Below are 24,061 nucleotides of genomic sequence, written 5' to 3'. Positions count from 1 at the left end.
GATCTATGTCTAAGCTGACTTGTTTTAAAGCCTATGATATTCGTGGAAAATTAGGCGAAGAATTAAATGAAGATATTGCGTATCGCATTGGTCGCGCATACGGTGAATTCCTCAAGCCTAAAACAATCGTGGTGGGCGGTGACGTACGCTTAACCAGCGAGAGCCTGAAACTGGCATTAGCGAATGGCCTAATGGATGCGGGTACCGATATCCTCGATATTGGTTTAAGCGGGACAGAAGAGATCTATTTTGCAACCTTCCATCTTGGTGTAGATGGCGGCATCGAAGTTACCGCCAGTCATAATCCGATGGATTATAACGGAATGAAACTGGTTCGCGAAAATGCGAAACCTATCAGTGGTGACACAGGACTACGCGATGTGCAGCGTTTAGCCGAAGAAAATAATTTCGCGCCTGTTGATGCCCAACAGCGCGGAAGCTACAAGAAGATTTCTATCCTTGATGCTTATGTCGATCACTTAATGGGCTACATTGATTTCGCGAACTTCACTCGTCCAATGAAGCTTGTGGTTAACTCTGGCAATGGTGCCGCTGGCCACGTCATTGATGCGATTGAAAAACGTTTCGTTGCTGCTAGTGTCCCCGTTTCATTTATTAAAGTTCATCACCAGCCGGATGGCACTTTCCCTAATGGGATCCCTAATCCTCTGTTACCAGAATGTCGCAAAGATACTGCCGATGCTGTTAAAGAACATGGCGCAGATTTAGGGATCGCATTTGACGGCGATTTTGACCGTTGCTTCCTGTTTGATGGGGAAGGGCAGTTTATCGAAGGTTATTACATTGTAGGTCTGTTAGCCGAAGCATTCTTACAAAAAGAACCAGGCGCGAAGATCATCCATGACCCGCGACTGACCTGGAATACCATCGATATTGTGACTAAAGCTGGCGGCATTCCTGTGATGTCTAAAACGGGGCACGCCTTCATCAAAGAGCGTATGCGTAAGGAAGATGCGATCTACGGCGGAGAGATGAGTGCTCATCACTACTTCCGTGATTTTGCATATTGCGATAGTGGGATGATTCCGTGGCTTCTGGTGGCAGAGTTGATTGCTAAAAGCAACTTATCGCTTGAGACGCTAGTGAGCGAGCGTATGAATGCATATCCTTGTAGCGGTGAAATTAACTATAAGGTCAACAATGCAAGTGTAATGATTGAGGCAATAGAGCAGCAATACGCGCTGATGGCGGAGCAAATCGATAAAGTCGATGGGTTGAGTATGGAGTTTTCTGACTGGCGATTTAATATCCGTACGTCAAATACTGAACCATTATTGCGTTTGAATGTTGAAACAAAATCTAATACTGAAAAAGTTAAACTAAAAGTTTCTGATTTAGAAGTCTTCATCAAGTAAAGGTGAAACAGTGAAGGTTATAGAGTTGATATGGGAATATCGGGGTTTTATTCTCGGTAACATTAAAAGAGAATTCCAGTCAAAGTATAGAAACTCCTTGCTTGGGGTAACCTGGAGTGTATTAAATCCACTATCAATGATAGTGGTGTATACAGTTATATTTTCTCAAGTCATGCGGGCAAAATTACCCGGCGTTGATTCACAATATGCTTATAGTATTTATATATGTGCAGGCATTTTGACATGGGGATTGTTCTCAGATCTTGTTCTTAGATCTCAAAATATGTTTTTGGATAACGCCAATCTTATAAAGAAAATTAATTTCCCCAAATTATGTTTACCTGTTACTGTAATTGGTAGTGCATTAGTCAATTTTTTTATCATATTTTCTTTATTTACGATATTTTTAATTGTAACTAATGACTTTCCTAGTCTTGCCTATTTCTCTCTTATCCCAGTACTAATTGTTATGATAATACTTGCTATGGGAATAGGTATTATTACTGGTGTTTTAAATGTATTTTTTCGCGATGTAGGGCAGTTTTTTGGCATTGTGTTGCAGTTCTGGTTTTGGCTGACGCCAATTATATATCCAGCAACAATTTTGCCTGCAAGTATCCATCCTCTAATGAAAATAAATCCTATGGCCAGTGTGATTGATGCATGTCAAAAGATTTTGGTGAGTGGCGTTTTCCCAAGTTGGTTTGGATTAATCTACCCACTTAGTCTTGGTATCATACTTTGTTTCATCGGTTTGCATTTGTTTAGAAAACATATTGGTGAAATGGTGGATGAATTATAATGGGTAGCATTACTGTTAAACAATTATATAAAGAATACAAAAGTTACCCAAATAAATGGGGGCGATTAATTGAGTGGTGTGGGTTTACCAAGAAAAAGAGGCACAAAACCAAGTCTGTCCTTAATGATATTAACTTTACAATCGAAGCCGGCGAGTCAGTAGGAATCATTGGCGTAAATGGCGCAGGTAAAAGTACATTACTAAAGTTAATCACTGGCACTACGCAACCTAGCAGTGGTGAAATAAAAGTAAATGGACGCATAGCAGCACTACTAGAGCTAGGTATTGGGTTCCACCCAGATTTTTCAGGTCGCCAGAATGTGTATATGGCTGGTCAACTGCTGGGCTATTCCACTGAAGAAATTGATAGTTTATTTCCTGAGATTGAAGCATTTGCAGAGATCGGAGAATATATTGATCAACCACTAAGAATGTATTCTTCTGGGATGCAAGCCCGTCTTGCATTCTCGGTAGCCACAGCGACAAAACCGGATATACTTATTGTCGATGAAGCTTTATCAGTGGGCGATGTGTATTTTCAGGCGAAATGTTATTCGAGGATTGCGGAGTACAAAAAACAGGGTATGACTCTGTTACTTGTTTCCCATGCTGTAATGGACATCTCCAAGCAATGTGACAGAGCTATCTTTTTAAAAGCAGGCAAAGTTTATGCTGATGGTCCTTCCAGAGAAGTCGTTAATCTATATATGGATGACTTGTTTGGTAAAAAGAAAGAGAATATTGCAAATAATAAAGATAACGTAAGCAATGTAATTAAAATCAATCAAGATTCAGAAGATCTCTATCATACACGCCCTGGATACCTGAAAGATGAGCATCGCTGGGGACAAGGTGGTGCAAAAATCATCGATTACCTGACGGTAAGCGGTGGTGTAGAATATCCAACTGTAATCAATACTAATGATAAATTAGATGTTTATGTGAAAGTACTTTTTGAAGACGATTTTGAGCATGTTACTCCGGGGATTTTACTCAAAAGTCTTGAAGGTGTATTTATCTATGGAAGTAATTCATATCTTTCCACAAAAGGGAAAATATTACCTACTGGGAAGTCTGGTCATATTGTAGTTTATAAATTCAGTATGAACTTATGCTTAAATGAAGGTGCCTACCTACTCTCATTAGGACTTTCGTCAGGGGATCCGACAAAAACAACGGATCCTATCGATAGAAGATACGATTCAATATTATTAAAAGTTACAAACCGTGTCCATATGTGGGGATTGGTTGATATGCAGGCTGATTTTGAACAAATCGAGGAATTTATTTAATGACATATAAAGAACAATCAATTTCAGAACTGGTAGAGCAATTACCAGAGGTTTATCAGCCAATTTTTAAGCATCCTGAATTTAATGCGCAAGCATCTCGAACTCGTGCCTGCTTCGATAGATTAGAAACTATAACATCGTTTTATGACTATATTTCCAAGGATAAAGGACGCCCTTTAAAAGTACTCGATTTAGGCTGTGCGCAAGGATTCTTTAGTCTGAACTTAGCTGCTCGAGGAGCTAGTGTTACAGCTGTAGATTACAGCCAACCAAATATTAATGTCTGCAATAAATTAGCAGATGAGAACAATGGTCTTAATATTGAGTTCTTGCTAGGTAGCATCGAAACAATTATCCGGGAAAGCGTTAAAGAACAAGAATACGATCTTGTTCTTGGGTTAAGCGTATTCCATCATTTAGTCTATGAGCATGGAGCTGATTATGTTTTTGGACTTTTTGAAGAGTTGTCCAGTAAGATTGAAACTGGCATTTTCGAGTTTGCATTAAATTCCGAACCATTGTACTGGGCAGACGCTCAACCAGAAGAACCTCGTCAACTGATTGAGAGTTACACCTTTAACCATAATTTATCGATGCACGGTACACATTTATCGGTAGTAGAGCGTCCTTTATATTTCGCCAGTAATAAATACTGGAGCGTTGGTGGAAACTACGGCGTTATTGAGCACGCAATGCGTAGATCACACCAGTTGGATAATTATTATCACGGGGACAAACGGCGTTACTATTTCTCAGATAACAAAATTATCAAGATTTTTCTAAAAGACTCTACCAATTGTAATTTTAATGAGTTAAAGAATGAGTCAGTTTTCCTGGAAAGAAAAATCGAAGGGTTTCGTTCTTCAGATTTGCTCTGCTATGGTAGCAATGAGAGTGAGTCATGGTTAGTTAGAACTTCAACACCAGGTCGTCTGTTATTAGATATTATTATGGCAGGTGATGAATACGATGATGAGAAGATTGTTGCAGATATTCTTGAACAGATAAGTCTTCTTGAGGAAAATGGTTTATATCATAACGATCTTCGTCCCTGGAATATTTTATTGGGGGATGATGGGAAGGTTCATGTAATCGATTATGGTTCTATCTCTACTCGAATTTCTGATGGTGATGATCTCTATGGACAAATACTGTCATTCTTTGCCCTTATTAAAGAAATTGCACATCATAGCATTCGGGAACAAGGGAGTCAGCGGCCACAGTTTATATCTCCTCATGATTTCCCAGAAAAATATAAAAACTGGATCGCAAAGGTGTGGCTTCTGCCGAGTCATCAATGGAGTTTTAAGAATATATATGCAGCCTTCCTTGATGAGAGTGAGGCTAATGAAGATATCCCTGTCTCTGCCATTCTGGAAAGCTATATGTCATCAGCACTAAACCATATGAATTGGCAAATTAAGCTTATCCAGAATAGAATTGATACTTGTGACACTAACTCATCTATTCATAATCATGAACTGGATGTGAAACTTTCAGCTAAAATCGATAATCTTTGTGAGAAAATTGATGATACTAATAATAGTATCGCTGGAATAATAGATAAGAATCATATTGAAAACCAATTACGGAACGAGCTTAATTTAGTCTATGCTAGTACCTCCTGGAAAATAACTTATCCTGTGAGGTTGCTATCAAAATTAGTAAGAAAATTGTTACGGTTCCGTGGGTGATTTCAGGAGAAAATCATGTTGCAAAAGATAAGTAAAAACATAATTTCTGCTGCGAGAATATTTTTCGAAAATCGTCCACTGCTGAAGCAACGTGTTGTGCTTTTTTTGAATCGCTATCCAAAATTAAAAAGTAGAATAAAGAGGAAAGTGCAAGGGAACTATGATAACACTCCCTCTTTAACATTTTTTTTGAATGAGGCTTCACCTAAAGAACACGATAAAGTAGCAGAGCAAGAAGTCTCTTTTGTTCTTAAAAAGAATGGTATCCATGAAAATAAAAAATCAGTACTTGAATCATGGTTCTATTAATTGATGGTTGCATAGACAATGAAAAAAATACTTGCTCTTAATTTTTATCCGGCATTTGTACCAATCTCTAATGGTGGTGAGTCTAAACTTTATAATTTTTATAAAACATTAAGTAATTATCACCATATAACCTTACTCACTTCAACTCATCCAGGCGGAAGTGTCGAAATAATTTATCATACAGCGACATTTGTTGAGAAAAGAATTCCAAAAGATAATTATTTTGATCAATGCTGGAGTGAGCTGAAGAATTATATTTCTGAAGGGCACGGAGATCTTTCAGCACCTGCTATAGCTGCTAGCGCAAAATATCCTACGGCTTTTCTGGCTGCGTATCTTAATGAATATGATTCAGCAGATATTATTATTCATGACTGCCCATTTACTATTGATTACGATATTTTTATAGGTATTGATAATAAACCGAGGATTTATAATTCTCAAAATTGTGAAACGGATCTTTATCATACACTTCATCAATCTAAAAAATCACAGCCTATAGTTGAACTAGTCGCTAAAGCCGAAAAAAGGCTTTTAAGTAATGCCGATTTGATTATGTATTGCGGTGAAAGTGATTATGAATCATTTAAGAAAATCGCGCCACATAAAGAATCTGTAATGTTTTATTCACCCAATGGCATGGTAGACCATCACCGAACTATACCCCGTCGAATAAAAAGAAGCAAACATTCGGCTGTATTTGTCGGCAGCGCACATTTACCAAATGTGAGAGCTGCAACTTACATTGCAAATGAAATCGCACCTAAATGTCCTAATATTATATTTGATATTATCGGAAACTGTTTGCCAACGGGCGATTACGTCCCAAATGTTATAAGACATGGCCGTGTTTCTGATGCTGAAAAAAATCGGCTATTTGAAAATGCAAGTATTGCATTGAACCCGATGGAGTCTGGTAGTGGTTCTAATATCAAAGCATTAGACTATTTTTCTTATGCACTTCCGATCTTATCGACTCCTTTTGGTATGCGAGGGTTTAATACTGAGTCAGGCAAAAATGTCATTGAGGGCTCACTGAATGATTTTCCGGCGTTATTGAATAAGTATCTCGCCGATGAAAATTTTGAGAATACCGTCGAGATCGGTCTTGCAGGAAAGTCACTTGCTAGTGAAAAATATACGTGGGATGCGATTGTTACTAACTTCCTTCCTGAACTCGATAGGTTGGTATCGCAGCCAGGCAGTTACACCTTAGTCCTTAACGATTATAACTCGTTTGCAACTGTTGGTGGTGGAGGAACTCGTACACGGGGACTCTATCAAGCTGTTAATAGTATTTCTCCAGTCGTTTTTCTTTGTTTTTCAGACGATAACAGGTTGTCTGTTAGTGAATACAACGAACATACCCATGTAATAGCTGTTCCTAAATCGCCAGATCATCGTAGAGAGGTTGATGAGCTAAATGCACAATTTCATATTGCTTGTGATGATATTATTGCAAGTGTGCACTGTGCTCAAAATAACCTATTAGTTGCTATCTATAATATTCTTAAAAAATCGGCTCGGTTCATTATTGTCGAACATCCATATATGGCACCGTTGCCCATTTTTTATCATGACAGATTTATTCATTCCTCACAGAATGATGAAAGAAATCTAAAGACTTCTCTATTAGAATGGCATCCTAAGAAAGACTATTTAATTGATATCGTTACGTCGGTTGAAAAGAAAGCAGTTGAGTATTCTGCTGCAACAATCGCCGTTTCTGATGATGATGCATATAGTCTTTTAGTTGGTAAAAAAACAGCAGGGCCAATGATCGTTGTGCGCAATGGCTCTCAACTGCCGGTAGATATCACCGATAGTGTCTATAAACATGTAACGTCTAAAATTTCGAAAAAGTCAGCAGTGTTCCTTGGCTCAGCACATATGCCTAATGTGGATGCAGTCAACTTTTTATTAAAAGAAGTGGCACCTAAATGTCCTGATGTTCAGTTTAATATTGTTGGTTCGGTTTGTAATTCTATCAGTGTTGTGCCGGGTAAGAATGTAGTTATGTGGGGCATCGTTGATGAAGAAACGAAATGCGCTATCCTTCAAAATAGTCTATTTGCGGTAAACCCTGTTATTTCCGGAAGCGGTTCTAATATTAAACTGGCAGATTTCTTTGCTAATGGATTGTTTGTTGTTAGCTCAAAATTCGGTTTGCGTGGTTACCCTGACAGTATTCAAAAACATATCGCTCTTGCAGAGCCTGAAGGTTTTCCAGATGTGATAAATACTTTATCTATTTCAGATGGAGTTTTCACTGATGAAATGAAAGATGAGCGCAAAGCCATTTTCCTTGACGAGCTCTCAATGGTGGGTATTGCTAAGAAATTTGTTGATTTGCTCGTGAATCTGGAGAAGCCAAAGCGTAGAGTGCTTTTCGTCACTTATCGCTATACTTATCCTGAATTGGGCGGTGCAGAGGCACATTTAAAACGCTTCCTGAAGGCGCTTGGTGATACACAAGAATTCGAAATTGATGTCGTCACCACCGAGGTTAGCAAAACAAATAACCATGCACGTTTCGCTGAGCAATATGAGTTTGATGCTGGGGTTGGCGCACCAATTGAAATGCCTAACCTTCGCTTTGCTAGATTCCCTGTAGATAATGTTCCTGCCTCAGACTTAAGTGAGGCATTGAATTTGGCGTGGCGTGTTCAGCCTGCATTTGAGAAGGCTATTGTTCAGCATACCAATAAATTGTCGTTGGATGGACTTGCATGGGGATGGGCAGATCTGGAAGGGGAGGTACCAAACCATTATCGCTGGAGCTACTCTTCCTGTGCAATCAATGTTGTAAAAACGAGTAAGGTAAAATTGACCGGCTATTCTCCGGAAAAATCATTAGTTACTTTACAGTCTACAAGTGGATGCATTTATCTTAGTCAGGAAATAGAGCATAACTTTATACTTGAATTTGAAGCTGACGCAGGTCTACTAGAAATTGTCACATCCAGCAGATTTATTGGGGGGCAGGACCCTCGACCGTTAGGTTTTATTCTGAATGGATTGATAATCGATAACGTATCTATCGACCTCGCCCAGCCAACGCTTGCCGACGCTAAGTCGATACCACCAGAGACTGTTTTTGATGTACTGTCTGCGGCTGCAGAGAAAACACGTTTTCCATTAGGTGTCAACCTGACAGATATCAGAGGTCCGCACTCTTCGTCGATGGAACATTATATTGCTACTAACATTGGTAAGTACGATTTGGTAGTAACGCACAACATTGTTTTCAAACCAGCGGTATTTGCTCTTGAGTTAGCGAGACAGCATAATGTGCCTTCATTATTGATACCGCACGCGCATCTGGATGATGACTATTACCATTTCCCAGATTTAATTCATGCTGCACGAAATGCAACAAAAGTCCTCGCTGTGCCTAAAGCTGCGAATGCTTTCTATGCTGAAAAAGGGTGCTGCTCTGAATATCTTCCGGCTGGTGCCGATACTGATGAAGAGTTCCTGGAGAGCGATCGCCATGAGTTTGAAAGCGTGTACGGCAGCGATGATGAATTCGTTCTGGTCCTGGGGCGTAAATCCGGAGCTAAGGGTTATCGTTCAGTAATCCAGGCTGTTGAATCTATTAACCAGTCTGGTAAAAAACTTCGATTAGTAATGATTGGTCCAGATGATGACGGATTGGTGATCACATCCCCACACGTTTCTTATTTGGGGAGGCAGCCGCGTTCAGTGGTGCGTGGTGCATTGATGTCTTGCCTGGCTCTGGTAAATATGAGTTCAAGCGAAAGCTTTGGTATAGTGTTGCTCGAAGCCTGGCTGGCCAGAAAGCCGGTGGTAGCCAATAAATCTTGTGTGGCTTTTCATGATATGGCTATTGATCAAGAAAATGCCCTGATGGTGGGTCACGAAGAGCTACAGGATGCTTTGGTGCGCTTAAGAAACGACCCGGCTTTGTGCGAGCGCCTGGGGAGTAATGGTTTTGAAACAGCTCAAAAATTTAGCTGGAAAGTGGTTGAAAACGACTTTGTGAATATTTGTCGTAAAGTAGTTCGATAAGACTTCTCTTTACATTGTTACATTGTCACTAATTATTAATAAGAGATTGATAGATTATTATGAATATAGCGATTGTTACTGGTATTACGGGTCAAGATGGTGCTTATCTGGCAGAACTGCTGCTTGGTAAAGGGTATAAAGTATACGGAACATACCGACGTACCAGCTCTGTCAATTTCTGGCGTATTGAAGAGTTGGGCATTGCACAGCACCCAAACTTGACTTTGGTTGAATACGATCTGACTGACCTGTCTGCTAGTATCCGCTTGCTGCAGCAAACTGAAGCTACTGAGGTTTATAACTTAGCTGCGCAGAGCTTCGTCGGTGTATCTTTCGAACAACCGATTACTACAGCAGAAATCACCGGTCTCGGCCCTGTAAATCTTCTGGAAGCTATTCGTATTGTTAATCCTAAAATTCGCTTTTACCAGGCATCAACGTCAGAAATGTTTGGTCTGGTCCAGGCCGTTCCGCAGAAAGAAGATACTCCGTTCTATCCGCGCAGCCCATATGGCGTAGCTAAACTGTATGCTCACTGGATGACCGTGAACTACCGTGAGAGCTATAATATTTTTGCATCAAGTGGAATTCTGTTTAACCACGAATCACCATTACGTGGTCAGGAATTTGTAACGCGTAAAATCACTGATTCTGTTGCAAAAATTAAGCTTGGAAAACTTGACGTTCTTGAACTCGGTAACATGGACGCCAAGCGTGACTGGGGTTATGCCAAAGAGTATGTAGAAGGGATGTGGCGTATTCTGCAGGCAGAAAAACCCGATACCTTCGTACTGGCAACTAACCGTACAGAGACTGTGCGCGACTTCGTCAGCATGGCTTTCAAAGCTGCTGGATTTACACTGCGTTTTGAGGGTAAGGACGAGGAAGAAGTGGGTATTGACACAGCAACTGGGAAGACGTTGGTTCGTGTAAATCCAAAATTCTTCCGTCCTGCTGAAGTCGATCTACTAATCGGTAATCCAGCTCGTGCCAAAGAAATTCTGGGGTGGGAACCAAAAACCTCGCTGGAGCAGTTGTGCCAGTTGATGGTTGAGGCTGATTTACGTCGTAACCAGCAAGGGTTTTCATTCTGATGTTCGGCGCCGGCAAACATGCTCTGGTGACAGGGATTAATGGTTTTACCGGCCGCTATGTGGCAGCGGAATTATCCGCTGCCGGATATCGGGTATTTGGTATTGGCGCAATGCCTTTTGATGGGCCTGATTATTACCAGGTTGATCTAATGGATACTGCGAGATTGCGGGAGGTTATTCAGCTCATACAACCAAACGTTGTTATACATTTGGCCGCTATCGCTTATGTTGGACATGGTGATGCAGATGCTTTCTATAACGTCAATTTACTTGGAACGCGCAATTTATTGCAGGCTTTGAGTACCTGCAGCACCATCCTGGATGGTGTGCTTCTCGCCAGTAGTGCAAACATTTATGGAAATGGTACCGCAGGGCAACTGAATGAATCTGCGACAGCAAATCCAGCGAACGATTATGCCGTCAGCAAGTTGGCCATGGAATATATGTCTCGATTGTGGATGGATAAACTACCCGTATTCATTACGAGACCATTTAACTATACAGGTGTTGGTCAGGCGGAAAACTTCCTTCTGCCAAAGATAGTTAAACACTTTAAATCAAAATCACCGACGATCGAGTTAGGAAACATTGATGTTTGGCGTGATTTTACAGATGTTCGTGCATTAAGCCATGCTTATGTCAAGTTATTACAGGCGAAACCAGTTGGTGAAGTTATTAACATCTGCTCTGGCCGCACATATTCACTGAGAAAAGTTATTGAACTTTGTGAAAAAATAACCGGACACCATCTGACCATCCAGATTAATCCAGAATTTGTCCGGGCAAATGAAGTTAAGACACTTAGTGGGGATCCATCTAAATTACAATCATTTATTCCAGATTGGAATGTCCCACCACTCGAAGATACTCTGCGCTGGATGTTGGAAAACGAGTAATGAAAGTCATATTTGGAACTGATGCAATAAAATACCCATTAACAGGTATCGGTCGCTATGCATTTGAGTTGGCTAAATGTTTATCTGATGATCCAGAAATATCCGAATTACTTTTTTTAAATGGGCATCGACTTACTCAGCAAATGCCCGTGGCTAAAGAAAATAGCTCTTCAACAGAGGGGCTTAAAAGTTTAATAAAAAAGAGTCGACTGGCTTCGGAAGTATATAGGCTCACAGCTCCGTGGTTGAAGACTAATGTTTTGAGAAATCATAAGGATGCGATTTATCATGGGCCGAATTTTTATCTGCCACCTAAGGTAGAGCGCTGTGTTGTCACGTTTCATGATCTTTCTGTTTTTACTTTACCGCAATGCCATCCTCCTGAGAGAGTTAGGTATATGCGTAAAGAGCTTTTACAAACGGTAAAGCGAGCATCAGTATTTATTACAGACTCTGATTTTACCAGATTGGAACTGATTAATTATTTTAATATTTCTGAAAGTAGGGTGTTTACTGCAAAGTTAGCATGTAGTGGTGAATTTAAGCCCCGCCGTGAAGAAGATATAACTCCTGTTCTCGGAAAATACGAACTTACCTTTAAAAAATATTCCCTATTTACTGGCTCGATTGAGCCGAGAAAGAATATTGCGACTTTGCTTGATGCCTACGAACGCCTGCCACTGTCACTGAGAAAGCAGACTCCTCTCGTTATTAGCGGATTCAAAGGCTGGAACAGTGATACTTTACATCGTCGATTTGAACAAGGTAAACGAGAAGGGTGGCTGCGCTACCTGGGATTTACACCGTCAAGCGATTTACCTGCACTCTATGCAGGCGCTGTTAGTTTTTTATTTCCATCAGTCTATGAGGGATTTGGGCTACCAGTATTGGAGGCAATGGCATCTGGGACTCCGGTTGTTTGTTCAAACAGCTCTTCACTTCCTGAGGTTGCAGGTAGCAGCGCTTTAATGTGTGATGCTATGGATGTTGAGACACTTACGTCTTTAATTATGAAGAGTCTTACTGATACGGAATGGCAGGATAATGCCACTAAAAGTGGATTATCACATGTTAACCAATTTTCATGGAAACGATGTGCAACTGAAACGGTTGCTGCATATAAACAGGTGAAGTAAGATTAATGTTGAAAGTACTGCATTTTTATAAGACATACTATCCAGATACTTTTGGTGGCATCGAGCAAGTTATCTACCAGCTAAGTGAGTCTGGGGCTGAATATGATGTTGAATCAACCGTACTTTCTCTAAGTAAACGCGGGGATATTGATAATCAAAAAATTGGTAAGCAGCGTGTCTTCTACGCAAAAACTAATTTTGAAATAGCCTCAACACCATTCTCTCTATCTTGCATTAAAAAATTTAAAGAATTAGCAAAGCAAGCAGACATCATCCATTACCATTATCCATTTCCCTTTATGGATATGCTGCATTTTTTATGTCGAATCAATAAACCAACAATTGTCAGTTATCATTCTGATATTGTCAAACAGAAGTTTTTTTCTCGGCTATATTCGCCACTAATGAACCATTTTCTCAAATCAGTTGATTGTATTGTTGCTGCTTCGCCAAACTATGTAAAAACTAGTATTGTATTGCAGAAGTTTGAATCCAAGGTAAAAGTCATACCTTATGGTTTAAATGAGAAATCTTATCCAAGTATTAGTAACGAAAAACTCAAATTTTGGCAAGACAGATTTGACGGGGGGTTTTTCCTGTTCATTGGTGCATTTCGTTATTATAAAGGGTTACACACTCTTCTGGAAGCAGCACACACTACTTCGTTACCCGTAGTTATTGTTGGTGGCGGAGGGATCGAAAGTGATATAAAAGCTAAAGCAGAAGAACTTAATCTTACTAATGTGCATTTTGTTGGCTCATTACCCGATGAAGACAAGGCTGCACTACTAAAGCTATGTACTGCTATTGTTTTTCCTTCACATCTTAGATCGGAAGCCTTTGGGATTACTTTACTTGAAGGTGCTATGTATGGAAAGCCGCTAATCTCATGTGAAATAGGTACAGGTACAAGCTTTATTAATCTTGATGGCTACTCTGGTTTTGTTATTCCACCTAACGACCCCGTGAGATTAAGGCAGGTAATGCAAGAACTATACTCGAATCCTGAATTGGCTAAACGATACGGCTCAAATGCATATGCCAGATTTAAAAGTTTATTCACATCGAAGAAGATGTTATCTGATTATAATGATATATATCGAAGCATTGTTTCAAAGAAATAATTACCTATAGCATATTTCGTGGGCATATTGTTAATTTTTATGTTCCGGATTGATTTTTCGTATTCCCCGGTGGTCTTCAGAAAAATAACCTGAATTTGTGAGTGTTAATCAATACGTTTCTGAACCATCTCTGTTGCTTAATGAAAGACATAGCCTATAAGTTAATGTTTACCCAACTGTGCTTGTTGAGATCAGGTTATGGCTTCGATGCAGGGTTTTGCGATAGTATGTTAGAAATTATGCGAGTAATGCATCTGCTCGTTAGATCACCTGACAGGAGTACATAATGTCTAAGCAACAAATCGGCGTCGTTGGTATGGCTGTGATGGGGCGCAACCTGGCGCTCAACATCGAAAGCCGTGGTTACACCGTGTCCGTTTTCAACCGCTCACGTGAAAAAACGGAAGAGGTTATCGCCGAGAATCCGGGGAAAAAACTGGTTCCTTACTATACGGTAAAAGAGTTTGTTGAATCCCTTGAAACACCTCGTCGTATCCTGTTAATGGTGAAAGCGGGTGCTGGCACTGATGCTGCTATCGACTCCCTGAAACCTTATCTGGATAAAGGTGACATCATCATTGATGGCGGTAATACGTTCTTCCAGGACACTATCCGTCGTAACCGTGAGCTCTCCGCTGAAGGTTTTAACTTCATCGGAACCGGCGTCTCTGGTGGTGAAGAAGGTGCGCTGAAAGGCCCATCCATCATGCCGGGTGGCCAGAAAGAAGCTTATGAACTGGTAGCGCCAATCCTGACTAAAATCGCAGCGGTTGCTGAAGATGGTGAGCCGTGTGTGACGTATATTGGTGCCGACGGTGCAGGCCACTATGTGAAGATGGTGCACAACGGCATTGAATATGGTGACATGCAGCTGATTGCCGAAGCCTATTCATTGTTGAAAGGGGGTCTGAACCTGAGCAATGAAGAACTGGCCAGCACCTTTACCGAGTGGAATAACGGTGAGCTGAGCAGCTATCTGATCGACATCACCAAAGATATCTTCACCAAAAAAGATGAAGATGGTAAATATCTGGTGGATTTCATTCTGGATGAAGCGGCGAACAAAGGTACCGGTAAATGGACCAGTCAAAGCTCTCTGGATCTTGGTGAACCGCTGTCTCTGATCACTGAATCTGTGTTTGCACGTTACATCTCTTCGCTGAAAGATCAGCGTGTCGCTGCCTCTAAAGTCCTGTCTGGACCTAAAGCTCAGCTTGCGGGTGATAAGGCAGGATTTATTGAGAAAGTACGTCGTGCACTGTACCTCGGTAAGATCGTTTCTTATGCTCAGGGCTTCTCACAGCTGCGTGCCGCATCCGACGAGCATAACTGGGATCTGAATTACGGCGAGATTGCAAAAATCTTCCGTGCGGGCTGTATTATTCGCGCGCAATTCCTGCAGAAAATCACCGATGCCTACGCTAAAAATCCGGGTATCGCGAACCTGTTGCTCGACCCGTACTTCAAGAACATTGCCGATGAATATCAACAGGCACTGCGTGATGTTGTAGCGTATGCTGTGCAGAATGGTATCCCGGTACCGACATTCTCTGCTGCTGTCGCTTATTACGACAGTTATCGTGCAGAAGTATTGCCCGCTAACCTGATTCAGGCTCAGCGTGATTACTTCGGTGCGCATACCTACAAACGTACTGATAAAGAAGGTGTTTTCCATACCGAATGGATGGAATAAGTCTTCTGATAGTCACTGGCCCGGTTCTCTAACCGGGCTTTTTTTTATCTTAAATCTGATTGATTTGCGTTGATTGCTTAATCTTTACTTAATATTTCTGGCGTACCCTGATAAAGAAAATCTGAATTGTTTTAACCTTCGTTGACACAATATTCAACAAAACGTTAAAACATTATTCTCTTATCAGGATGTCCAACATCATGATTAAATATTAAGTTAATACTGAGAGCATGAAATGAAAATTACCATTTCTGGTACCGGATATGTTGGCCTGTCAAATGGTCTTCTTATCGCCCAACATCATCAGGTCATTGCTCTGGACATTGTCCCTTCACGTGTCGAGATGCTAAATAATCGGATGTCTCCGATAGTCGATAAAGAAATTGAACAGTATCTACAATCAAGCGATATAAATTTTAAAGCCACGCTGGATAAGTACGACGCCTACCAGAATGCAGATTTTGTTATTATTGCAACGCCTACAGATTACGACCCGAAAACAAACTATTTTGATACCTCCAGCGTTGAATCAGTTATCAGAGATGTGATTGCAATAAATCCTGATGCACTCATGGTGATTAAATCAACAGTACCTGTTGGTTTTACGCAGACTATGCGACAGAAATTTAACTCGGATAATATTATCTTTTCTCCTGAGTTCCTGCGCGAAGGGAAGGCACTGTATGATAACTTATACCCTTCACGAATTGTCATCGGCGAACGATCTGCTCGTGCTGAGCGTTTTGCTGCCTTATTACAGGAAGGGGCGATAAAGCAGGATATCCCGGTGCTGTTCACTGATTCTACTGAAGCTGAAGCCATTAAGCTTTTTGCAAATACCTATCTGGCAATGCGTGTTGCTTATTTTAACGAACTTGATAGCTATGCAGAAAGCCTGGGGCTTAATGCACGACAGATCATCGAGGGGGTTTGTCTGGACCCGCGTATTGGTAACCATTACAACAATCCTTCATTCGGTTATGGTGGATATTGTCTGCCAAAAGACACGAAGCAATTACTTGCCAACTATCAATCTGTACCTAATAATATTATTTCAGCCATCGTTGATGCTAACCGCACACGAAAAGATTTTATTGCTGATGCCATTCTTTCGCGTAAACCCAAAGTTGTCGGTATCTATCGCCTGATTATGAAAAGCGGCTCGGATAATTTCAGGGCATCGTCTATTCAGGGCATCATGAAACGCATTAAAGCGAAAGGTATCCCGGTCATAATTTATGAACCGGTAATAGCAGAAGAGAGTTTCTTCCATTCACGGGTTGAGCGTGATCTGGTTAAATTTAAAAGTGAGGCCGATGTGATTATCTCTAACCGCATGGCAGAAGAACTGCAGGATGTCGCTGATAAGGTGTATACCCGCGATTTATTCGGTAACGATTAAACGCTCGGCGAAATAATTGATACCGGCATCATGCCGGTATCAGTCTATTACTGATGGCGCTTGCGTAAATTCTCAATCACTGTCGTCAGATCGAGATCCTGGTCCTGCAGCAGAACCAGCAGGTGATACATCAGATCCGATGCCTCATTGGTCAACTCGAAACGGTCATGCACGGTCGCGGCCAGTGCTGTCTCAACACCTTCCTCTCCAACTTTCTGGGCAATTCGCTTCGTACCGCTGGCGTACAATTTTGCGGTATAGGAGCTGGCGGGATCTGCCGTTTTACGCTCAGCCAGGAGTTGCTCCAGTTGATACAGGAACAACCATTGGTGGCTGGACTCACCAAAACAACTGCTGGTGCCTTTGTGACAGGTTGGCCCAATAGGGTTAACCAGCGCCAGCAGGGTGTCGTTGTCGCAATCAGCGGAAATGCTGACGACATTAAGAAAGTTGCCAGAGGTTTCACCTTTGGTCCACAGGCGCTGTTTAGTACGCGAGAAAAAGGTCACTTTCCCGCTTTCGATCGTTTTATCCAGCGCTTCCGGGTTCATATACCCGAGCATCAGCACCTCACCGGAAACTGCATGCTGCACGACGACCGGCATCATCCCATCGGTTTTTTCCCAGTCCAGCTCGCGGCATTGTTGCTTGGTTAACATATCCTGATCTCCACGCCCTGTGTTGCCAGGTACGCTTTTAATTCGCCAATATTGATAATTTGCTTGTGGAAGACCGAGGCGGCAAGCGCGCCATCGACATCCGCATCCCTGAAGGCTTCGAGAAAGTGCTCCATCGTTCCGGCACCGCCTGAGGCGATCAGCGGAACGTGGCAAACTTCGCGCACTTTTTTCAACTGCTCGAGATCGTAGCCGTTACGCACGCCGTCCTGGTTCATCATATTAAGAACGATTTCACCAGCGCCCAGTTTTTGCACCTCTGTTACCCAGTCGATCGTTTCCCACTGCGTGACGCGGGTACGGCTTTCATCCCCGGTATATTGGTTAACGTGATATTTGCCGGTTTCTGCGTCATACCACGTATCAATGCCCACCACGATACACTGCACGCCAAAGCGATCCGCCAGGCGGGTGATCAACGTTGGGTCAGCCAGAGCCGGGGAGTTGATAGAAATTTTATCTGCGCCGAAAGACAGTATCTTTGCGGCATCCTCTGGTGATTTAATCCCACCGGCGACACAGAACGGAATGTCGATCACTTCTGCCACGCGTGATACCCAGCTTTTGTCCACCACGCGACCATCGCTCGATGCGGTGATATCGTAAAAAACCAGCTCATCTGCGCCTTCATCGGCATAGCGTTTCGCCAGCGGAACGATATCGCCAATAATCTCGTGATTGCGGAATTGAACACCTTTGACAACCTGTCCGTCACGAACATCAAGGCAAGGGATTATGCGTTTTGCCAGCATTGGATGGCCTCCTCAACGGTGAATTTACCTTCCAGCAAAGCACGACCCACAATGACGCCGCCAACGCCGGTTCCGCGCAGGGCGGCGACATCTTCAATCCCACCAATCCCGCCGGATGATTGAAATGCCACCTGCGGATATTTCGCACACACTTCTTCGTACAGTGCAACGTTTGAACCCGCCAGCGTGCCGTCGCGGGAGATATCGGTGCATAGCACGTGCTTCAGACCGACGGGTAAATAGGTCTCAACCAGTTCTTCCAGTGAAACCCCGGAATTTTCCTGCCAGCCGCTAACTGCAACCTGTTTATTCCCGTGCTCGTCAATCCGCACATCCAGAGCCAGAACCAGCGCGTCGGCACCAAAACGGGCAAACCAGTTCCTGACGACTTCGGGATATTTTACCGCAGTCGAACCCACCACTACGCGGGCGACGCCAGCGTTAAGCAGCGCTTCAACATCTGCTTCGGTACGTACGCCACCCCCTACCTGCACCGGCACGTTTACGCCAGCCACCAGTGTTTTAATCAGCGGTATTTGCCGTTTCTGCGGATCTTTTGCCCCGGTCAGATCCACCAGGTGCAACACCTTTGCGCCTTGTGCGGCATAGCTTTGTAAACGGGTCAGGGGATCGTTACCGTAATCACGCTGCGTTGCGTAATCGCCCTGATGAAGACGCACAACCGTGCCGTCGATTAAATCTAATGCCGGAATAATCATTACATCTCCAGAAAGTTTTTCAGCAACTTCGCGCCAGCGGCACCTGAACGCTCCGGGTGGAACTGCACGCCAAAGAAATTATCTTTTTGTACCGCTGCGGTGAAGGGCTCACCGTAGTTGCATTGCGCAATAGTCCATGGGTTCACCGGCATGGCGTAGCTGTGTACAAAATAGAAATACGCCCCATCCTCAATGCCCTGGAAAAGGCGGTTTCCGGCCTGTGGATAGACACGGTTCCAGCCCATATGCGGCAACGGCAGACCAAAATCGGTCATTTTGGGTACGTCTTGATCAACAATCCCCAGCAGGGAGACACCGTTACTTTCTTCACTGCGTCGACCAAGCAGCTGCATACCTAAGCAAATCCCCAGTACAGGCTGTGTGCAGGCTTTGATCAGTTCAATCAGCTCACGCTCGTGTAGCTGATCCATTGCCGCCTGGGCGGTACCGACACCCGGCAGAAACAGTTTATCGGCGCGCAGCACAACATCCGCATCGCGGCTAACTACCGGATCGTAGCCGTGGCGTGCGACGGCGGATTTCACCGAGTTCAGGTTGGCACAGCCGGTGTCGAGGATCACCACGTTCATCACAGCACCCCTTTTGAAGAAGGAAGCGTGTCGCCTTCTACGCGAATAGCCTGGCGCAGCGTGCGGCCAAAGGCTTTGAACAGACTTTCCACGCGGTGGTGGTCATTTTTACCTTTGGTTTTAAGGTGTAACGTGACGCCCATGGTGTAAGAGAGCGAACGGAAGAAGTGTTCGATCATCTCCGTACTCAGATCGCCGACGCGCTGGTAGGTAAACTCAGCCCGGTACTCCAGGTGTGGACGCCCGGAGATATCCAGGGCGCAGCGTGCCAGGCACTCGTCCATCGGCAGCACAAAACCAAAACGGTTGATGCCGCGTTTATCGCCCAACGCCAGTTTTAAGGCTTCGCCCAGAGCCAGCCCTGTATCCTCAACGGTGTGGTGATCGTCAATATACAGATCGCCTTTGACGGCTATTTCCATACGAAAACCACCGTGGGTCGAGATTTGATCCAGCATGTGGTCAAAGAAGCCGACGCCGGTATTAATTTTGCTGCGGCCTTCGCGGTCCAGCCAGACTTTAACGTCAATCTGCGTTTCTTTGGTATTACGCTCAACGTGGGCGTAACGATCTCGTTTGGTTAGTTGCTCACCGATCATTGCCCAGTTCAGCGTATCGCGGTGATAGCGTAACCCGGTGATGCCCATGTTTTCCGCCAGTTGAATATCGGTTACGCGATCGCCGATCACGTAGCTGTTCTCGGTATCCAGCGCCTGTTCAATCAGGTATTGCTCGACCAGCTTCACTTTGGGTTTACGACAATCACACGCGTCTGCCGGCAGGTGCGGACAGATCAGTACTTCATCAAATATGACGCCCTGCGAGGTGAAAACTTGCATCATCAGGTTGTGTGGACCGTCAAAATCCGCCTGCGGGAAGCTCTGTGTTCCCAGTCCATCCTGGTTGGTGATCATCACCAGCTTAAAACCAGCTTTTTGTAGTTTTAGCAAGACCGGGACAACCTCCGGCTCAAAGGCAAGTTTGTCGAAGCGATCAACCTGAAAGTCACTGGGCGGCTCGGAAATCAGGGTTCCATCACGGTCAATAAAAAGATACTTCTTGCTCATACTTGCTCCGCACGTAAGGCGTCAATGACGCGCTGGCTCTCTTCACGGGTTCCGACAGTAATACGCAGGCAGCCGCTCAATGAAGGTTGTTTGTTCTGGTCTCGTAAGATAATGCCCTGATCCCACAAAGATTTAAATACGCTGCTTGATGCTGTGAAGCGCGCCAGAACATAGTTGGTTTCAGAATCGAAAACCTGTTCTACGCAGCGGATGGTTTTCAGGCTATCAACCAGGTACTGACGCTCTTGCAGAATCTGTGCCACGCGCTCACGCATGGCGGAAATGCCTTGCGGCGTTAGTGCCTGAGCGGCGATATCTGCCACAGGTGTAGAGAGCGGGTAAGGCGCGATCACTTTCAACAACAGGTTGATGACATCTTCATTAGCTAGCGTAAATCCGCAGCGCAAACCGGCAAGGGCAAACGCCTTAGACAGGGTGCGCAGTACCACCAGGTTTGGGTATTCCGATAGCCAACCCGCCAGTGTGGCCTGCGGGCAAAACTCGATATACGCTTCATCGGCGACCACGATGGCTTTGCCCTGCGTCATGTCGAGCAGTGAACGCAGATCCTGCGGGTTAATTAACTGGCCCGTCGGGTTATTGGGGCTGCAAACGTAAACCACTTTCACGCCATCAAGCTTGTCAGCGATGCCCTGTAAATCCAGTTGCCAGTCGGCAAGAGTCGGCACGGTGCGACATTCAACGCCAATGGTTTCCGCACTGACGCTATACATACCATAGGTCGGCGGGCAGTAGAGAATCGCATCTTTACCCGGCTCGCAAAAAGCACGTACCAGCAACTCGATACCTTCATCAGCACCGCGGCTGACCAGTACCTGCTCTGGCTTAACGCCCGCATACTGTGCGTAGTTCTCGATCACCGCCTTCGGCTGGCACTCCGGATAACGGTTCAGTGTTTGCTGAGTTAGCTGGAATTCAACGGCGGTGGGAAACTCATTGGCATTGAGCCAGACGTCGCCATTTCCGCCCAGACGGCGGGCAGACTGATACGGTGTTAGCTCACGGACATTTTTACGGGCTAAATCAGTAACGCTGAGAATGTTGTCAGTGCTCATGCTTGCTCCTTCAGGGCGTTAACGCGCAGGGTAACGGCATTTTTGTGGGCTGTCAGTCGTTCTGCTGCGGCCAGCGTTTCGATGGTTGCGGCCAGGGCAGAGAAACCTTGCGGCGATAATTCCTGTACGGTCATCCGCTTCTGGAAATCGGCCAGTCCAAGACTTGAGCAGGTTGCGGTATAGCCGTAGGTAGGCAGCACGTGGTTAGTCCCGGAGGCATAGTCACCGGCAGATTCCGGTGACCAGTCACCGAGAAAGACAGAGCCCGCACTGGTGATGTCATCGACAAGTTCGCGAGCATTGCGGGTCTGAATGATCAGGTGCTCCGGGCCGTACGCATTAGAAATCGCTACGCATTGCGCAAGGGAGCGGGTGACAATCAGACGACTGGCGCTTAACGCCTGCCGCGCGGTTTCAGCGCGTGGCAGCGCTGCAAGCTGGCGTTCTACTGCTTCAGCAACCCGGCTGGCCATACCGGCATCCGGCGTCAGCAGGATCACTTGGGAATCGGGGCCGTGTTCGGCCTGCGAGAGTAAGTCAGAGGCAACGAAATCCGGCGTGGCGCCGCTGTCGGCAATCACCAGCACTTCAGACGGACCTGCTGGCATATCGATGGCGGCACCGTCCAGACGCTGACTCACCTGACGTTTGGCTTCGGTCACAAAGGCATTACCGGGGCCAAAAATTTTGTCCACTTTCGGCACGGATTCACTGCCAAATGCCAGCGCGGCAATAGCTTGTGCGCCCCCAACGTTAAACACCTCCTGTACGCCGCAGAGTTGTGCGGCATACAGAATTTCATCGGCGATAGGTGGGGGAGAGCACAACACCACTTTTTTACAGCCTGCAATGTGGGCCGGGGTGGCGAGCATTAACACTGTTGAGAAGAGTGGCGCGGAGCCCCCGGGAATGTACAGTCCAACAGAATTTACCGGGCGGGTAACCTGCTGGCAGCGTACACCGGGCTGCGTTTCAATATCGACTACCGGCAGTTGTTGCGCGTTATGAAACGTTTCGATGTTTTTCACGGCGACTGCCATGGCCTGTTTCAGGTCATTGCCAAGACGTGCGCCGGCGGCGGCAATCTCTTCAGCGCTGACTTTCAGCGCACTCACGTTAGTTTTATCAAACTTTGCGCTGTATTCACGTAGCGCTGCGTCACCGCGCGACTTTACGTTATGCAGAATTTCGCTCACGGTACGGGTGATGCTATCTGACGCCGAGATTGCCGGGCGCATCAGTAATTCACTTTGCTGCTCTTCAGTACAGCTATTCCAGTCGATGATGGTATTAAAGCTCATAATCGTCTTCCTTTTTTTGCCGGATGGCACGTTGTTTATCCGGCCTACGGGTCTTGTAGGCCCGGCTAGCGAAGCGCTACCGGGCAGCATAAGTGGAATTACTCCATCATCTTCTCAATAGGCAGCACCAGGATGGAGCTGGCGCCAAGCGCTTTCAGTTTTTCCATCGTTTCCCAGAACAGGGTTTCGCTGCTAACCATGTGCATTGCCACGCGCTGCTGATCGCCGGCCAGTGGCAAAATCGTTGGGCGTTCAGCGCCTGGCAGCAAGGCGATAACGTCGTCCAGACGTTCACTTGGCGCGTGCATCATGATGTATTTAGATTCGCGCGCCTGAATAACCCCCTGAATACGGGTCAGCAGCTTATCGATCAGTTGTTGCTTAGCATCGGCCATTTCTCCGTCACGCTGAATCAGACAGGCTTTGGAGCGGTAAATGACTTCCACTTCACGCAGGCCGTTGGCTTCAAGCGTTGCACCGGTAGAGACCAGATCGCAGATTGCATCAGCAAGTCCTGCACGGGGAGCAACTTCGACAGAGCCGTTTAACAAACAGGATTTGAACAACACTCCTTTCTGGTCGAGATAGCGTTTGAGCAGGTGCGGATAAGAGGTGGCGATGCGTTTGCCGTTCAGTGCCGACGGACCGTCCCAGGCTTCGTCTACTGGGGTCGCCAGCGAAAGACGACAGCCGCCGAAGTCCAGACGACGTAACGTAAAGTAACGAGGATCTTCACCCTGTGCGCGGCGGTTGAGCAGTTCTTCTTCCAGCACGTTTTCACCGATGATGCCGAGATCAACGACGCCATCCATGACCAGACCCGGGATATCGTCATCGCGTACGCGCAGAATATCAATTGGCATATTTTCTGCCATCGCAATCAGGCGCTGGGTGTGAAGATTAATTTTAATACCACAGCGGGCCAGCAATTCGCGTGAGTCATCGCTTAAACGGCCTGATTTCTGCATAGCTATGCGTAAGCGGGTGTTGTCTAACATTCTCTATTCCTCGTTATCCTGTCTGAATCGG

General features: G+C 44.7%; 20 protein-coding genes. 12 read left to right on the top strand and 8 right to left on the bottom strand.

What is annotated here, in order from left to right; translation table 11 throughout:
- The first annotated feature begins 5 nt into the window (after window positions 1-5).
- The 12 genes from cpsG (at window position 6) to ugd (ending at window position 16,850) form a co-directional block, all read left to right on the top strand.
- Complete coding sequence (cpsG, locus tag FDX03_RS16230; protein ID WP_137346240.1) at window positions 6-1,376, top strand: phosphomannomutase CpsG; 1,371 nt, start codon at window positions 6-8, stop codon at window positions 1,374-1,376.
- Window positions 1,377-1,386: 10 nt separating this feature from the next.
- Window positions 1,387-2,178 (top strand): ABC transporter permease, encoded by a 792-nt coding sequence (locus tag FDX03_RS16225; protein WP_137346239.1) that lies wholly within the window; start codon window positions 1,387-1,389, stop codon window positions 2,176-2,178.
- Window positions 2,178-3,470 carry an ABC transporter ATP-binding protein gene (locus tag FDX03_RS16220; RefSeq protein ID WP_137346238.1) on the top strand — a complete coding sequence of 431 codons (1,293 nt, stop codon included), beginning with the start codon at window positions 2,178-2,180 and terminating at the stop codon, window positions 3,468-3,470. Before FDX03_RS16225 ends, FDX03_RS16220 begins: the two co-directional genes overlap by 1 nt.
- On the top strand, window positions 3,470-5,164 hold the full coding sequence (locus tag FDX03_RS16215) for a methyltransferase domain-containing protein (protein WP_137346237.1): 1,695 nt from the start codon (window positions 3,470-3,472) through the stop codon (window positions 5,162-5,164). Before FDX03_RS16220 ends, FDX03_RS16215 begins: the two co-directional genes overlap by 1 nt.
- A 15-nt stretch (window positions 5,165-5,179) precedes the next feature.
- Window positions 5,180-5,473, top strand: coding sequence for a hypothetical protein (locus FDX03_RS16210; RefSeq protein WP_137346236.1), 294 nt, complete (start codon window positions 5,180-5,182; stop codon window positions 5,471-5,473).
- Between the two features lie 18 nt (window positions 5,474-5,491).
- On the top strand, window positions 5,492-9,505 hold the full coding sequence (locus FDX03_RS16205; RefSeq protein WP_137346235.1) for a glycosyltransferase: 4,014 nt from the start codon (window positions 5,492-5,494) through the stop codon (window positions 9,503-9,505).
- 59 nt (window positions 9,506-9,564) lie between these two features.
- Complete coding sequence (gene gmd / locus FDX03_RS16200) at window positions 9,565-10,599, top strand: GDP-mannose 4,6-dehydratase (RefSeq protein WP_137346234.1); 1,035 nt, start codon at window positions 9,565-9,567, stop codon at window positions 10,597-10,599.
- Complete coding sequence (locus tag FDX03_RS16195; RefSeq protein ID WP_116360235.1) at window positions 10,599-11,495, top strand: GDP-mannose 4,6-dehydratase; 897 nt, start codon at window positions 10,599-10,601, stop codon at window positions 11,493-11,495. Before gmd ends, FDX03_RS16195 begins: the two co-directional genes overlap by 1 nt.
- Window positions 11,495-12,631, top strand: a complete 1,137-nt coding sequence (locus FDX03_RS16190) for a glycosyltransferase family 1 protein (RefSeq protein ID WP_137346233.1) — start codon at window positions 11,495-11,497, stop codon at window positions 12,629-12,631. Before FDX03_RS16195 ends, FDX03_RS16190 begins: the two co-directional genes overlap by 1 nt.
- A gap of 5 nt (window positions 12,632-12,636) precedes the next feature.
- Window positions 12,637-13,755 (top strand): glycosyltransferase family 4 protein, encoded by a 1,119-nt coding sequence (locus tag FDX03_RS16185; RefSeq protein WP_137346232.1) that lies wholly within the window; start codon window positions 12,637-12,639, stop codon window positions 13,753-13,755.
- 286 nt (window positions 13,756-14,041) lie between these two features.
- A complete protein-coding gene (gene gndA, locus FDX03_RS16180) occupies window positions 14,042-15,448 on the top strand; it encodes an NADP-dependent phosphogluconate dehydrogenase (RefSeq protein ID WP_101741457.1) in 1,407 nt (468 codons plus the stop codon).
- A 235-nt stretch (window positions 15,449-15,683) separates the two neighbouring features.
- Window positions 15,684-16,850, top strand: a complete 1,167-nt coding sequence (gene ugd / locus FDX03_RS16175; RefSeq protein WP_137346231.1) for a UDP-glucose 6-dehydrogenase — start codon at window positions 15,684-15,686, stop codon at window positions 16,848-16,850.
- Between the two features lie 47 nt (window positions 16,851-16,897).
- Here the strand turns inward: ugd and hisIE are convergent, their stop codons facing one another.
- The 8 genes from hisIE to hisG all read right to left on the bottom strand — a co-directional run bounded on the left by hisIE (window position 16,898) and on the right by hisG (window position 24,030).
- Complete coding sequence (gene hisIE / locus FDX03_RS16170; RefSeq protein WP_048212023.1) at window positions 16,898-17,509, bottom strand: bifunctional phosphoribosyl-AMP cyclohydrolase/phosphoribosyl-ATP diphosphatase HisIE; 612 nt, start codon at window positions 17,507-17,509, stop codon at window positions 16,898-16,900.
- Window positions 17,503-18,279 (bottom strand): imidazole glycerol phosphate synthase subunit HisF, encoded by a 777-nt coding sequence (gene hisF / locus FDX03_RS16165; RefSeq protein ID WP_048212022.1) that lies wholly within the window; start codon window positions 18,277-18,279, stop codon window positions 17,503-17,505. The genes hisIE and hisF overlap by 7 nt, the downstream gene beginning before the upstream one ends.
- Window positions 18,261-18,998 carry a 1-(5-phosphoribosyl)-5-[(5-phosphoribosylamino)methylideneamino]imidazole-4-carboxamide isomerase gene (hisA, locus tag FDX03_RS16160; protein WP_137346230.1) on the bottom strand — a complete coding sequence of 246 codons (738 nt, stop codon included), beginning with the start codon at window positions 18,996-18,998 and terminating at the stop codon, window positions 18,261-18,263. The genes hisF and hisA overlap by 19 nt, the downstream gene beginning before the upstream one ends.
- Window positions 18,998-19,588: an imidazole glycerol phosphate synthase subunit HisH gene (hisH, locus tag FDX03_RS16155; RefSeq protein WP_048212020.1), complete on the bottom strand. Its 591-nt coding sequence runs from the start codon at window positions 19,586-19,588 to the stop codon at window positions 18,998-19,000. Before hisH ends, hisA begins: the two co-directional genes overlap by 1 nt.
- Window positions 19,588-20,655: a bifunctional histidinol-phosphatase/imidazoleglycerol-phosphate dehydratase HisB gene (hisB, locus tag FDX03_RS16150; RefSeq protein ID WP_137346229.1), complete on the bottom strand. Its 1,068-nt coding sequence runs from the start codon at window positions 20,653-20,655 to the stop codon at window positions 19,588-19,590. Before hisB ends, hisH begins: the two co-directional genes overlap by 1 nt.
- Window positions 20,652-21,731 carry a histidinol-phosphate transaminase gene (gene hisC / locus FDX03_RS16145; protein WP_061067700.1) on the bottom strand — a complete coding sequence of 360 codons (1,080 nt, stop codon included), beginning with the start codon at window positions 21,729-21,731 and terminating at the stop codon, window positions 20,652-20,654. Before hisC ends, hisB begins: the two co-directional genes overlap by 4 nt.
- Window positions 21,728-23,032 carry a histidinol dehydrogenase gene (gene hisD, locus FDX03_RS16140; protein WP_137346228.1) on the bottom strand — a complete coding sequence of 435 codons (1,305 nt, stop codon included), beginning with the start codon at window positions 23,030-23,032 and terminating at the stop codon, window positions 21,728-21,730. The genes hisC and hisD overlap by 4 nt, the downstream gene beginning before the upstream one ends.
- Before the next feature lie 98 nt (window positions 23,033-23,130).
- Window positions 23,131-24,030, bottom strand: a complete 900-nt coding sequence (gene hisG, locus FDX03_RS16135; protein ID WP_116360223.1) for an ATP phosphoribosyltransferase — start codon at window positions 24,028-24,030, stop codon at window positions 23,131-23,133.
- Window positions 24,031-24,061 lie beyond the last annotated feature (31 nt).

It is taken from the genome of Citrobacter sp. wls827 (assembly GCF_005280875.1).
Lineage (GTDB): Bacteria > Pseudomonadota > Gammaproteobacteria > Enterobacterales > Enterobacteriaceae > Citrobacter > Citrobacter youngae.
Note: the sequence above shows the minus strand (reverse complement) of the source record. Positions and strands in the feature narration are given on the sequence as shown.